General features: G+C 64.5%; 12 protein-coding genes and 1 tRNA gene. 10 read left to right on the top strand and 3 right to left on the bottom strand.

Annotated elements, in window-relative coordinates:
• The first annotated feature begins 49 nt into the window (after nt 1-49).
• Both phaR and rimO read left to right on the top strand, forming a co-directional pair.
• Nucleotides 50-592: a polyhydroxyalkanoate synthesis repressor PhaR gene (gene phaR / locus AB7P10_RS10950; protein ID WP_428293879.1), complete on the top strand. Its 543-nt coding sequence runs from the start codon at nt 50-52 to the stop codon at nt 590-592.
• A 43-nt stretch (nt 593-635) separates the two neighbouring features.
• Nucleotides 636-2,021 carry a 30S ribosomal protein S12 methylthiotransferase RimO gene (gene rimO, locus AB7P10_RS10945; RefSeq protein ID WP_428293878.1) on the top strand — a complete coding sequence of 462 codons (1,386 nt, stop codon included), beginning with the start codon at nt 636-638 and terminating at the stop codon, nt 2,019-2,021.
• An 88-nt stretch (nt 2,022-2,109) separates the two neighbouring features.
• On the opposite strand, the gene AB7P10_RS10940 is transcribed toward rimO, so the two are convergent.
• Nucleotides 2,110-2,194 (bottom strand) — tRNA-Leu (locus AB7P10_RS10940).
• A 34-nt stretch (nt 2,195-2,228) separates the two neighbouring features.
• Here AB7P10_RS10940 and rnr point away from each other — a divergent pair.
• Both rnr and AB7P10_RS10930 read left to right on the top strand, forming a co-directional pair.
• Nucleotides 2,229-4,520: a ribonuclease R gene (rnr, locus tag AB7P10_RS10935; RefSeq protein ID WP_428293877.1), complete on the top strand. Its 2,292-nt coding sequence runs from the start codon at nt 2,229-2,231 to the stop codon at nt 4,518-4,520.
• Between the two features lie 268 nt (nt 4,521-4,788).
• The gene (locus AB7P10_RS10930; protein WP_428293876.1) at nt 4,789-5,340 is read left to right on the top strand and encodes a YggT family protein; all 552 of its coding nucleotides are present in this window, start codon (nt 4,789-4,791) and stop codon (nt 5,338-5,340) included.
• A 9-nt stretch (nt 5,341-5,349) separates the two neighbouring features.
• Here AB7P10_RS10930 and AB7P10_RS10925 read toward each other — a convergent pair whose 3' ends face one another.
• Nucleotides 5,350-6,939 (bottom strand): NAD(P)H-hydrate dehydratase, encoded by a 1,590-nt coding sequence (locus AB7P10_RS10925; RefSeq protein ID WP_428293928.1) that lies wholly within the window; start codon nt 6,937-6,939, stop codon nt 5,350-5,352.
• A 124-nt stretch (nt 6,940-7,063) separates the two neighbouring features.
• Entirely contained in the window at nt 7,064-8,362 is a 1,299-nt protein-coding gene (locus tag AB7P10_RS10920; RefSeq protein WP_428293875.1) for an FAD-dependent oxidoreductase, read from the bottom strand.
• A gap of 356 nt (nt 8,363-8,718) precedes the next feature.
• On the opposite strand from AB7P10_RS10920, the gene rpsB reads away from it, so the two are divergent.
• The 6 genes from rpsB (at nt 8,719) to AB7P10_RS10890 (ending at nt 13,544) form a co-directional block, all read left to right on the top strand.
• Nucleotides 8,719-9,474, top strand: a complete 756-nt coding sequence (rpsB, locus tag AB7P10_RS10915; protein WP_428293874.1) for a 30S ribosomal protein S2 — start codon at nt 8,719-8,721, stop codon at nt 9,472-9,474.
• Nucleotides 9,475-9,589: 115 nt separating this feature from the next.
• Entirely contained in the window at nt 9,590-10,477 is an 888-nt protein-coding gene (tsf, locus tag AB7P10_RS10910) for a translation elongation factor Ts (RefSeq protein WP_428293873.1), read from the top strand.
• Nucleotides 10,478-10,627: 150 nt separating this feature from the next.
• On the top strand, nt 10,628-11,338 hold the full coding sequence (gene pyrH, locus AB7P10_RS10905) for a UMP kinase (protein ID WP_428293872.1): 711 nt from the start codon (nt 10,628-10,630) through the stop codon (nt 11,336-11,338).
• Between the two features lie 41 nt (nt 11,339-11,379).
• On the top strand, nt 11,380-11,940 hold the full coding sequence (frr, locus tag AB7P10_RS10900; RefSeq protein WP_297651052.1) for a ribosome recycling factor: 561 nt from the start codon (nt 11,380-11,382) through the stop codon (nt 11,938-11,940).
• Between the two features lie 46 nt (nt 11,941-11,986).
• Nucleotides 11,987-12,730, top strand: a complete 744-nt coding sequence (gene uppS, locus AB7P10_RS10895) for a polyprenyl diphosphate synthase (RefSeq protein ID WP_428293871.1) — start codon at nt 11,987-11,989, stop codon at nt 12,728-12,730.
• Complete coding sequence (locus AB7P10_RS10890) at nt 12,723-13,544, top strand: phosphatidate cytidylyltransferase (RefSeq protein WP_428293870.1); 822 nt, start codon at nt 12,723-12,725, stop codon at nt 13,542-13,544. The genes uppS and AB7P10_RS10890 overlap by 8 nt, the downstream gene beginning before the upstream one ends.
• Nucleotide 13,545: the final 1 nt, after the last annotated feature.

Genomic DNA, 13,545 nt, shown 5'->3' with positions numbered 1-13,545 from the left:
CGGAGCGGTCATTGGCCACTCTGGCCCATTCATCCCTGAAAGACCCGCAGTGCAAAAATCCAAGGCCGGTGGCGGCAGCGAGCGTTCCGGCGCCGTGCGCGTGATCAAGAAGTACCCGAACCGGCGTCTCTACGACACGGACACGTCGTCGTACATCACGCTCTCGGAAGTGAAGGCACTCGTGATGGACAACGAGCCCTTCGTGGTCCGCGACGCCAAAACCAACGACGACCTCACGCGCAGCATCCTTCTGCAGATCATCCTGGAGGAAGAGACGGCCGGGGTGCCGATCTTCACAGAGCAAGTGCTGGCCAACATCATTCGCTTCTACGGTCACGCCATGCAGGACTTCATGGGCGCCTACCTGGAAAAGAATGTGCAGATCTTCATGGATCTGCAGCACAAAATGGCCGAGCAATCCACCGGCGTCAACCCGGAAGCCTGGAAGCAATTCATGAATGTGCAGTCGCCCATGATGCAGGGCATGATGGGCACCTATCTGGAGCAGTCGCGCAACGCGTTTACCCAGATGCAGGAGCAGATGCAAAAGAACAGCGAGCAGATGCTCGCTGCCCTGGGGCTCAAGCGATAGCCCGCCGCCCCTGGGCCCGGGTCCGGTCTGAGACAATCGGGGCATGTCTGAAACGCTTGCCCCATCGGCCGCCACCGCGCCTAAGGTCGGATTCGTCAGCCTGGGCTGTCCCAAGGCGCTGACTGACTCCGAACTCATCCTCACACAACTCAGCGCCGAGGGGTATCAAACCTCCAAGACCTTTGCTGGCGCCGATCTCGTGATCGTCAACACCTGCGGCTTCATCGACGATGCCGTACGCGAAAGCCTGGACACCATCGGTGAAGCCCTGGCGGAAAACGGCAAGGTCATCGTCACCGGCTGCCTGGGCGCACGCGAGGGCGAGGGAGGAGGCAATCTGGTGCGCCAGATGCACCCGAGCGTGCTGGCCGTCACGGGTCCGCATGCCACGCACGAGGTGATGTCGGCGGTGCATGAGCATTTGCCCAAGCCGCACGATCCTTTCGTGGACCTGGTGCCGCCGCAGGGCATCAAGCTCACACCGCGTCACTACGCCTACCTGAAGATCAGCGAGGGCTGCAATCACCGCTGCACGTTCTGCATCATTCCGTCGATGCGTGGCGACCTTGTAAGCCGACCGATTGGCGATGTGCTGACCGAGGCGCGCAAGCTGTTCGAGTCCGGCGTGAAGGAACTGTTGGTGGTCAGCCAGGATACCTCGGCCTACGGCGTGGACGTGAAGTACCGCACCGGTTTCTGGGATGGCAAGCCGGTGAAGACACGCATGTTCGACCTGGTGCGATCGCTGGGCGAACTGGCGCAAGGCTATGGTGCCTGGGTGCGGCTGCATTACGTGTACCCGTACCCGCATGTGGACGAAATCATTCCGCTGATGGCCGATGGCCTGTGTCTGCCCTATCTGGATGTGCCTTTGCAACACAGTCACCCGAGCGTTCTGCGCCGCATGAAGCGGCCGGCCAGCGGCGAGAGAAACCTGGAGCGCATCGCGCGCTGGCGCGAACTCTGTCCACAGATCGTGGTGCGCAGCACCTTCATTGCCGGCTTTCCAGGTGAAACCGAACAGGAATTCGACCACTTGCTCGACTTCCTGCGCGAGGCGCGCATTGACCGCGCTGGCTGCTTCGCTTATTCCCCAGTCCCGGGCGCCACGGCCAACACGCTGCCCGATGCGGTACCTGATGCCCTGCGAGAGGAGCGCCGGGCCCGATTCATGTCGGTGGCCGAAGCTGTCTCGGCCGAGAAGCTCCAGCAGCGCGTAGGCGCGACCATGCAGGTTCTGGTGGATTCGGCGCCCGGCGTGGGCAGGAAGGGTGGGGTTGGCCGCAGCTACGCCGATGCGCCAGAGATCGACGGTGTTGTGCGACTGCTGCCACCGGAGAAGATCAGCAAGACCTTGAAGGTCGGGGACTTCACCCGGGCACGCATCGTGGCCGCGCAGGGCCACGATCTGCTGGCGTTGCCGTTTTGACGCGGGCCGCACACGAGTGGGCGTCGGATGGCGCCCTGCCGTCGCAAAAGAAAAGGCCAGCAAACTTGCGTTTGCTGGCCCTTATGATTGGTGCCCAAGAGAGGACTCGAACCTCCACGCCTCTCGGCGCTAGTACCTGAAACTAGTGCGTCTACCAATTCCGCCACCTGGGCATCTCAGGAAAACCAAAATTATAGCAGAGAAAAAGTGAACGAAAAAAGCAGCCTGTTGGCCGAATATGAAGGTGTCGTTTCCGGTCATCGCGACGGACATGGTTTCGTGGTTCGCGACGATGGTCAGGCCGATATCTACCTGCCGTCCAACGAAATGCGCGCGGTGTTGCACAAGGACCGGGTCAAGGCCCGCATCGTGCGACTGGACCGCAAGGGACGTCCCGAGGGGCGCGTCACCGAAATTGTTGAACGCTCCGATTCGCCCATCATCGGGCGTCTGCTGCAGGAGAGCGGCGTCTGGCTGGTGGCACCGGAAGACAAGCGCTACGGACAGGATGTTCTGATACCCAAGGGCGCCACCGGATCGGCCAAGCCGGGACAGGTTGTGGTGGTGCAGCTCACCGAGCCGCCCGCGCTGTATGGACAACCGGTGGGACGCGTCAAGGAGGTGCTGGGCGAGATCGACGACCCCGGCATGGAGATCGAGATCGCGGTGCGCAAATACGGGGTGCCGCACGAGTTTTCCGAAGCAGCGATGGCCCAGGCTCGCGCGCTGCCGGATCACGTGAGATCCGCCGACCACAAACACCGCGTGGACCTGCGCGATGTGCCGCTGGTGACCATTGATGGTGAGGATGCGCGCGACTTCGACGATGCGGTGTATTGCGAACCGGCCAAGGTCGGCAAGGGCAAAGGTTGGCGCCTGCTGGTGGCGATCGCCGATGTGAGCCACTATGTCGAAACAGGGTCTCCCATCGACGTGGATGCCTATGACCGTGCCACCTCGGTGTATTTCCCTCGTCGGGTCATCCCCATGTTGCCGGAGAAGCTGTCCAATGGCCTGTGCTCGCTCAACCCGGGTGTCGAGCGCCTGTGCATGGTCTGCGACATGCTGGTCAACGCCAAGGGTGAGGTACACGCCTACCAGTTCTATCCGGCAGTGATGTTCAGCCACGCGCGCTTCACCTATACCGAAGTGGCAGCGATTCTGCAGAACACGCGTGGCCCGGAGGCTTCACAGCGCAAGGCGCTCGTGCCTTACCTGCTCAACCTGCACGATGTCTACCGTGCCCTGCTGGCGGCGCGAGGCGAACGTGGCGCGGTGGACTTCGAGACCACCGAGACCCAGATCGTGTGCGACGAATCGGGCCGTATCGAGAAGATCATTCCCCGCACACGCAATGATGCGCACAAGCTCATCGAGGAGGCCATGCTGGCAGCCAACGTCTGTTCGGCCGACTTCATCCATGAAGGCAAGCACACCGGCCTGTACCGGGTACACGAAGGGCCCACGCCCGAGAAGCAGGAGATCCTGCGCAACTACCTCAAGGCCATGGGCGTGTCGCAGACCATCGGCGACAACCCCAGGCCGGGCGACTTCCAGCAGATCGCCAATGCCACCAAGGACCGTCCGGAAGCCCAGCAGATTCACACCATGCTGCTGAGATCCATGCAGCAGGCCATCTACACGCCGATCAACAGCGGTCACTTCGGTCTGGCCTTTGAGGCCTACACACATTTCACCAGCCCGATTCGCCGCTACCCGGACCTGCTGGTGCACCGCGTCATCAAGGCGATCCTGGCGCGCAAACGCTACGAGCTGCCTGCCCTGCCCACGCCAGGCGAGGCGCACGCCAAACTCAGCAAGCGCCTGGCCAGTCGGGCGCGGCCACCAGCGGCCGGCGAAGTGGTGAAGAAGCCGTCCGCGGACACGCTGGCGTGGCAGGCAGCGGGGCTGCACTGCAGCGCCAACGAGCGCCGCGCCGATGAGGCGAGCCGAGATGTGGAGGCCTGGCTTAAATGCAAGTACATGCGCGAGCACCTGGGCGAGGAATTCAGCGGCGTGGTGAGTTCGGTCACGAGCTTCGGCCTGTTTGTCACGCTGGATGCGATGTACGTCGAAGGCCTGGTGCACATCACCGAACTGGGCGGCGAGTACTTCCGTTTTGACGAGGCGCGCCAGGAACTGCGCGGCGAACGCACCGGCATCCGCTATGCCCTGGGCAGTCGCGTGCAGGTGCAGGTGAGCCGGGTCGATCTGGACGGTCGGCGCATCGACTTTCGCCTGGTCAGCGGCAACGACGATCTGGTGCTGCGGGCCATGCGCGACAAAACTGGTGTGCCCGGTGCGCCGGAGAACGGTGCGACGCCTGCCCGCACGGGCAAAGGGCGGCGCGATCGGGAGTCCGCACCGGCAGGGCGCCACGGTGGCCAGCCGACGCCCACGCCCGCGTTGAAGCCGGCGGCACGCAAAGCCGCCGGCAAGAAAACCGAGCGAGGCGGCGCGCGCAGCACCGCGAGCCAGTCTCGAAAGAGCCGACGCTGAGCCCGGTGAGGAGCCTTCACATGCACCGTTCGCTGGCTGCCGTGGTCTCGCCCCTCATGAATCCCGCACTGCCAGCGTTGAGCGAGAAGACAGGCCTGTTGCACCTTGTGCCCCGCCGTGCTGTACCGGTTGGCCAGCGGCATCGAGCCTGATTCCGTGCGCCTCGCGCACCACAGCATCTTGTCGGATGCTGAACGGGCTGTGGGCCACTTCCGGTGTGCGGCATCCGCCTCTAAACTCGCGCTTTGCCTCCAGACCTTCCCACGCCATGCGCATCGTTTTCTTCCTCCTTGAAACGTTCTTCTTCTTCCTGGTGGCGGCGGCGTTGCTGCGAGCCTGGATGAACCACTTGCGCATTCATATGTCGGCCCAGCCAGGACGGTTGGTGATTGCAGTGACCGACTGGCTGGTTTCTCCACTGCGCCGTTTGTTGCCTCGTGGGCTCGCGCAGAGCCGCACCGACTGGGGCAGCCTCTTCGCTGCGATGCTGCTGTCGCTGATGTATGGTGTGCTCTGGCTGTTGCTGGCCACCAGTGTGTCGTCAGCGCCGCTGTCGACTGAGGCGGGAATCACCACGGTTGCCAGCATGGCGGTGCGCATCCTTGTGCGCACCCTGCTTCAAGGTCTCATGGTGCTGTTGCTGGGCTACGCCATTCTGTCCTGGGTGCAGCCGCATTCGCCTGTGATGTCCACGCTCGAGCGGCTGTGTGCGCCCATCCTGCGTCCGGTGCGCCGTGTCGTGCCCCTTGTGGGCGGCGTGGACTTGTCGGTGCTGGTGCTCATCATCCTCCTGCAGGTCGGCCTGATGTTGCTGGGCTGAGTCGGCGCTTCAGTCCAGGGCCCGCACTCGCGCCGCCAGCCGGCTGGCGCTCAGGCCCGGTGTCCCGCCATCGTCCACCCAGTGATCGGCCATCCAGCCGTGCTGAAACACTGCGGTGGCCACTCGGTCAGCCACAGAGCGGCCTGACTCCTCGGGCCGTGCCACCGCGCTGCCGATCATGCCCGCGAGTACATCGCCCGTGCCCGCCGTGGCAAGCGCGGCGTTACCGGTCGGGTTGATGCGCGGCACCTCACCCGGGGAGGCCAGCACCGTGCCTGAACCTTTGAGCACGCACAATGCGCCGAGGCGTTCTGCGATGGCCTGCGCTGCGAGCAGGCGATCGGCCATCACGGCGCCGGTGTTGCTGCCCAGCAGGCGGGCTGCTTCAAGCGGGTGCGGCGTGAGCACCGTCGTCCAGCCGCGACCTCGTCGGAGGCTGAGCTGGGTTTGTAGCGAGGAATCGTTTGCGATGGCGTTGAGTGCGTCGGCGTCCAGCACCAGCGTGGAGGCATTCGACAGCACGCGCGGCAAGAGCGCGGTGACGGCGCCACCGCCGCCGCAACCGCAGACCACGCTGGCGGCGCGCAGCAGATTCCGCTCCAGCAGCAGGTCGGGGCGGCGGAACATGAGCTCCGGACAAGCCGGATCCCACGATGCGTTCTGGGAGGCTCCGTCGTCCAGCAGGCCAACGAACACGCGGCCGGCGCCCGCGTGCAGGGCCGCCCGCGCAGCAAGCACGGCAGCACCGGTCATTCCCGCGCCGTGCGGTGCAATTCCTTGCCCTCCGATCACCGCGACATCGCCGAAGCTGCCCTTGTGGCTGGCGTGCGGTCTTGGCGAAATCGGCGTGTCGGGTGGGGGCATGCCCTCCAGCCAGGCTGTCGGCGCCAGGCCGGCACCGGGTGAGACCCCCAGATCATCGAACCACACGCTGCCAGTGGCATCGCGTCCCATGCCGGTGAACAGCCCGGGCTTGAGGGTGAGCAGTGCCAGGGTGTGGCGCGGACCTTGTGCGCGCCGGACGGCACTATCCAGCGGCATCAGGACGCCAGTGTCGGGATGCAGGCCGCTGGGCAGGTCAACATGCAGCACCGGCCGATCGGTGTTGCGCATCGCTCCCAGCCATGCGGCCATGGGTTCTTCGAAGGCGCGCACGGGGCCGATGCCCAGCAGCGCATCGATGGCCAGGTCGAAATCCTCGGGCGGCACCGTGCTGAACGCGATGCCGGCCTGGCGCGCAGCGTCGAGGGCCTGGTGTGCATCCTTTGGCATGCGGGCCACGTCTGGACACAGGTGCGTGACCACGACACGGAATGCGCGACCGCGGGCCGCTGCCCAACGGTGCAGGTGGGTGGCTGCGACCAGGCCGTCCCCGCCGTTGTTGCCTGGCCCGCACGCCACCCAGATGCAGCCCGCGTGCGGCTGCAGGGCCAATGCCATGCGCGCCACCGCGAGGCCGGCGCGCGCCATCAATGTGTGGGGTGGCAGGCTGACCATCGCCTGTTGTTCGGTCGCGCGTGTCGCGGCGCCGTCATACAGGGCCTCGCGATGAGCGGGGGTGATGGGGCGCGGTCCTGTCTGCGCGGCGAAGCGGGGCATGCTCACGGCGTCGCTCCTGATCCTGAAGGTGGGTTGAAGGCGGTTGCTGCGCTGCCCAGGGCCGGAACAGCGCGCCTCATTTCACCATGCTTGCCCGAGTGCCGGAGCGGGCAACTGGCCTGGATCAGAGGTCATAGCGCCGCGGCGAGCAGCCGCTAAGCTCCATGTCCGTGTCGCGACCTGCCAACTGGTCGGCCACCGCGCGCGCACTGCCGCATGCCATGGACCAGCCGGCTCTGCCGTGGCCCAGGTTGAGCCACACACCAGGCACGCGCGTGGTACCCAGCAGTGGCAGGCCATCGGGCACAGTCGCCTGCGCGCCTTGCCACTCCTGCACGCTGCCGTGCGGGCCGCCGAGTCGAACCGCGCCGGGAAACCAGTCGTTCAACGCGCCATACAGTCGCCGCAGCGTGGACCGCGACAGCCGCCCTGGCCGGTGGCCGAAATCGCAGCCGCCGGCCACGCGGATGCGTTGCCCGAGTCGGGCAATGGACACACCATGGCGGGTATCGAACACGGCCGACAGCGGTGCGTCCAGTGGTTCGCGCAGCGCGGCGCTGATGGAGTGGCTCTGGACGTTCTGCAAAGGAGCGCGCAGACCCAGTGAGTGAAGCAATGGTGCGCTGTGTGCGCCAGCACAGACGATCACTGCATCGAACCGTTCGGTCTCGGCGGGCACGTGCGGGGTCCGCCTGGACGCCGGTGCGCTTGTGGATGCGAGTCGCAGATCCACCGCTGTCGAGCCGCAGGGTTTGATCGACTCCACGCGGGTGTTGAACTCGAAGCGGCAACCGAGCTGTTGCGCCCGGGTGCGGATGGAGAGAACGAATTCTCGGCAATTGGCCACCGCTTCACCGGTCAGTTCGATCGCGCCATGCAGCGGAGTTTCTGGATTCAGCGCTGGTTCCAGTGCGCGCGCCTGTTCTGCCGAGAGCTCTCTGAATCCGATGCCCAGTTCCTTCATCTGTTGCAGCGCGGGCCGTGCCTGCTCTGCCTCGCGCGGATCGCGCCAGAGCACCAACATGCCTTCGCTGCGGTCGTGATCAAGTGCATGGTCTTCGGTGATGGACAGCAGGCGCTCCTGGTTGTAGCGCACCAGCTGGTGCATCTGCCGGTGGCTTTCGGTCTGGCGCTCATGCCTTCCCGCCTGCAGCCAGTGCCACAACCAGCGCCACTCGCCCCCGCGCGGCAGCCGATGGAGCCTCATTCCGCCGGATCGAGACGTCCAGGACATGCGCAGACTTCGCTCGGTAGGGCTCCAGGGGGCGGTCCAGCCTGCGGCGACGATGGCGCCGGTGGCGAAACTGGCTTCTTCTGCCACGGTGCTGCGGCGTTCAAAGACGGTGACCTCGTGTCCGTCCAGTGTCAGTTCGAAGGCGGTCGTGGTGCCCACCACACCCGCACCCACCACAGCGAGCCTCAAGAGCGGCTCCCGCTGGAGGGTCGACGCGCGAATTTGTACGGTGCGGACCGTCCGGGAGAACAATTGACGGCGAGAGATCGAACGTCGGGCATGGAACGAGGTGCAGGTGGCGCCGGGACACAGCCTGCCAGCAGGCATCCTTCCAGGCGGTCGGGGTGGGATGGATGTGGCAAGACTGCTATAATCGATAGGCTTTGCAGGTGGGAAACCCGGGTATCGGTTCGGGTGGCACCTCGCAGAGCAAATCGCAAACCAGCCCAACCGGGTGTCGCCTGCGGCAACCAGACCGTCAATGGTCCGGTAATGCCAAGGTGATCGGGGCTGGATTTTAGACTCAACCTCTGGAAAGTTACTTCATGTCTATCTCCATGCGCGAAATGCTGGAAGCCGGTGTCCACTTTGGTCACCAGACCCGCTTCTGGAATCCCAAGATGGCGCCGTACATCTTCGGCCATCGAAACAAGATCCACATCGTCAACCTCGAAAAGACGCTGCCCCTGTTCGAAGATGCGGCCAAGTTCGTGCGCCAGCTCTCCGCCAACCGCGGCACCATTCTCATGGTGGGCACCAAGCGCCAGTCGCGCGACATCGTGGCCCAGGAAGCCCGCCGCGCCGGCGTGCCCTTCGTGGACCAGCGTTGGCTTGGCGGCATGCTGACCAACTTCAAGACGGTCAAGACCTCGATCAAGCGTCTCAAGGACATGCAGGCCCAGAAGGAAGCCGGCCTTGAAAGCATGAGCAAGAAGGAACAGCTGATGTTTGCCCGCGAGATGGAGAAGCTCGAGAAGGACATCGGCGGCATCCAGGACATGACCGCGCTGCCCGATGCCATCTTCATCATCGACGTGGGCTTCCACAAGATTGCCGTGCTCGAAGCCCAGAAGCTGGGCATTCCGCTGGTGGGCGTGGTCGACACCAACCACTCGCCTGTGGGCATTGACTACGTGATCCCCGGCAACGACGACTCGGCCCGTGCTGTGGCGCTGTACGCCCGTGGCATCGCCGACGCGATCATCGAAGGTCGCAGCAACGCGGTGAGCGACGTCGTCAAGGCCGTGGCCGCCGAAGGCTCCGACGAATTCGTCGAGGTCAAGGAAGACGCCTCCGCCTGAGCCCCGCTCCTGCTTGCAAGAGGGGCTCGTGTAGCCCCTTTTTCACAAGCAGATCGCAATTTTTGACCCGCTGGCCGATCCCCCTGGATCGGACTGGCCACAGGAGAACCGAAAAATGGCAATTACCGCAAGCATGGTCGCTGAACTGCGTGCCAAGACCGACGCGCCCATGATGGAGTGCAAGAAGGCCCTGACAGAGGCCGATGGCGACATGGCCAAGGCCGAGGAGTTGCTGCGTGTCAAGCTCGGCACCAAGGCCGGCAAGGCCGCCAGCCGAGTCACCGCTGAGGGCGTGGTGGCCAGTTTTATCGATGGCAACACGGGTGCCCTGATCGAAGTGAACTGCGAGACGGACTTCGTCACCAAGAACGACAGCTTCCTGGCGCTGGCCAACGCCGCTGCCAAGCTGGTGGCCGAGCACAACCCGGCCGACGTGGCCGCGCTGGGTGCGCTGCCATACAGCCAGGACGGCTTCGGCCCCACGCTGGAAGATGTGCGCAAGGGCCTGATCGGCAAGATCGGCGAGAACATGAGTTTCCGCCGGTTCAAGCGCTACAGCGGCGCGGACAAGCTGGCCAGCTACCTGCACGGCACCCGCATCGGCGTGGTGGTGGCGTTCGAAGGAGAAGACACCCCGGCCAAGGACACCGCAATGCACATCGCCGCCATGAAGCCCGTGGCCCTGACCAGCGCCGACGTGCCTGCCGATCTGATCGAAAAGGAACGCTCGGTGGCGACTGCCAAGGCCGCCGAATCCGGCAAGCCGGCCGACATCGCGGCCAAGATGATCGAAGGCTCGGTGCAGAAGTACCTCAAGGAGGTCTCGTTGTTCAACCAGCCTTTCGTGAAGAACGACAAGCAGACCGTCGAGCAGATGCTCAAGGCGTCCGGCACCACGGTCAAAGGCTTCACGCTCTACGTGGTCGGCGAGGGCATCGAGAAGAAGGTCGATGATTTTGCTGCCGAAGTGGCGGCTCAGGTCGCCGCCGCCAAGGGTGCGTGATTCTTTCGGGCTGAAGTGAAGCAACGGGCCGCAAGGCCCGTTGTGCCGTGTGGGCCCATGCTTTTGTGGGTCAACGCTGCGGGCAGGTGCAATGTCCTCGCTACACTTGCTGGCTGAATCATTGTTTACCGATTTCCTGAAAGTTGTCCCATGCCAGCCTACAAACGGATTCTGCTGAAACTGTCGGGGGAGGCCCTGATGGGCGACGACGCATTTGGCATCAACCGGGCCACCATCGTGCGCATGGTGGAAGAGATCGCCGACGTTACCCGACTGGGAGTCCAGGTGGCCATCGTCATTGGTGGCGGCAACATCTTCCGCGGCGTGGCCGGCGGTTCTGTCGGCATGGATCGCGCCACTGCCGACTACATGGGCATGCTGGCCACGGTGATGAACGCGCTTGCGCTGGCCGACACCATGGAGAAGGCGGGCCTGGTTGCCCGCGTGATGTCGGCCATCGGCATCGAGCAGGTGGTCGAACCCTACGTGCGCCCCAAGGCGCTGCAGTACCTGGAAGAGGGCAAGGTGGTGGTGTTTGCCGCTGGCACTGGCAACCCCTTCTTCACGACCGATACGGCGGCCGCTCTGCGCGGTGCCGAGATCGGTGCCGAGATTGTCCTCAAGGCCACCAAGGTCGACGGCGTCTACACCGCCGATCCCAACAAGGACCCGAGCGCCACGCGTTACACGACGATCTCGTTCGACGAGGCCATGGGCAAGAACCTCCAGGTGATGGACGCCACGGCCTTTGCCTTGTGCCGCGACCAGAAGCTGCCTGTGAAGGTGTTCTCGATCTTCAAGCCCGGCGCATTGCGCAAGGTGGTGCAGGGCGGTGACGAAGGCACCCTGGTTCACGTCTGATGCCTTCGTGGCATCTATTTTCGTTGCATTGAGGAGTTTTCATGAGCACCGACGACATCCGGAAAACCGCTGAGCACAAGATGCTTCAATCGGTGGAATCGCTCAAGAATGGCCTGACGAAGGTGCGTACAGGCCGTCCCAACCCGGCGCTGCTCGATACCGTGCACGTCGAGTACTACGGATCCATGCTGCCGCTCTCGCAGGTGGCGAATCTGACCCTTCTGGATGCGCGCACCATTGGCGTGGCACCCTGGGAAAAAGGCATGGGAGCGAAGATCGAGAAGGCCATCCGCGAATCCGACCTGGGCCTGAATCCGTCGAGCCAGGGGGACCTGATCCGCGTGCCCATGCCACCGATGACCGAAGAGCGTCGCAAGGAACTTACCAAGGTGGTTCGGGGTGATGGTGAGGCCGCCAAGATTGCCATTCGCAACCTGCGGCGCGATGCCAACGAGGCGGTGAAGAAGCTCGTCAAGGACAAACTGGCGTCCGAAGACGATGACCGCCGTTCGCAGGAAGACATCCAGAAGCTCACCGATCGCATGATTGCCGAGGTGGACCGGCTGGTGGCCTCCAAAGAGCAGGACATTCTGGCCGTTTGAGCGGCCGCGGTTCCCGTTCATGGCATCTTCCGCGTCACTTCCTCCGATGCCGGCAGCCCGATTGCCCCATCACGTGGCCATCGTCATGGACGGCAACGGCCGGTGGGCGCAAAAGCGCTGGTTGCCCCGTGTCGCGGGGCACAAGCAGGGGGTGGAGGCCCTGCGTCGTGTGGTCAAGGCCAGCGTCGAGCGCGGCCTTTCCGTGTTGTCGGTGTTTGCCTTCTCGTCCGAGAACTGGAGCCGCCCTGCCGAGGAGGTCTCTGGTCTGATGGATCTGCTCGTGATGGCGCTGTCTCGCGAGGTGCCCAGCCTGGAGAAGAGTGGCGTGCGACTGCATTTCCCCGGTGACCGCACTGGCCTGTCTCCGCGCGTGGTACAGGGATTGGAAGCTGCCGAGCGTGCCACCGCCCACAACGACACCCTGATCCTGAACGTGTGTTTCAACTACGGTGGGCGGTGGGACGTGGTCCAGGCCGCTCGGCGCCTGGTGCAGCAGGGCATTGAAATCTCCGAAGAGACCTTGTCCGGTGCGACCGCGCTGGCCCACGTGGGTGATCCGGACCTGCTGATTCGCACGGGTGGTGAGCTGCGCATCAGCAACTTCCTGCTCTGGCAGGGGGCATATTCGGAACTGGTGTTCACCGACTGCCTCTGGCCGGATTTCGACGCTGCCGAACTGGACCGTGCACTGGCCGAGTACGCGCGCCGCGAGCGCCGTTTTGGGCAAACCTCCGAGCAGCGGGCTGTTGTCGACACCGAGTCCGCCGGGGTGGGGCAGCGGCATGCTTAGGCAACGCGTCATCACGGCCGTGCTGTTGCTGGCCGTGCTGTTGCCCGCGCTGTTCTATCCATCGATCGAACCCTTTGCCGCCTTGACCCTGCTGCTCATCGTGGCCGGTGGCTGGGAGTGGGCGCGGCTCAATGGCTGCAGGCCCCACCTGTCGCTGGCACTCGGCGGCGGGCTGGGGGCAGTGATGGCGCTGTTTTGGTTGCTGGGTGGGCTGGCTCTGTCGCTGCGCCCGCTCTGGATGGCCCTTGGGCTGGTCTGGGTGACGCTCGCCTTCGTGATGCTGCGACGCGGTGTGCCCGGTTGGACGGCTTGGCCTGCCGGCCTGCGCCTGTTGATCGGCCTTGTCTTGATCGCCTGCGCCTGGCTGGCCATGGTGCATGCTCGCCTGGAAGGGCTGGGCTTTTTACTGTCGGTGCTGTTGCTGGTCTGGATGGCCGACGTCGCGGCCTATTTCGGGGGCAAGGCGTTTGGACGGCGCAAGCTGGCTCCCGCCATCAGTCCGGGCAAGAGTTGGGAGGGAGCGGCAAGTGGCTTGCTGGGAGTGTTCCTGCTGGCTGGTGGCTGGCTTGCGGTCGACGCACAGGGCGGCAGTCTGTATGCCCGGCTCTGGGCGTTTGGGCCTCTGATCGCGGTGCTTTCGCTGGTGTTCCTGGTGGCGATGAGTGTGGTGGGCGATCTGGTCGAGTCCCTGGTCAAACGCGCTGCCGGGGCGAAAGACTCGAGCCAGCTTCTGCCAGGGCATGGGGGTGTGCTGGACCGCGTCGACGCGCTGCTGCCCGTGTTGCCGCTGGCCATGATGCTTGTCACTCTGTGAG

This window comes from Hydrogenophaga sp. (assembly GCF_050182545.1).
Classification (GTDB): Bacteria; Pseudomonadota; Gammaproteobacteria; order Burkholderiales; family Burkholderiaceae_C; genus Hydrogenophaga.
This window is presented reverse-complemented; position numbering and strand designations above follow the sequence as displayed.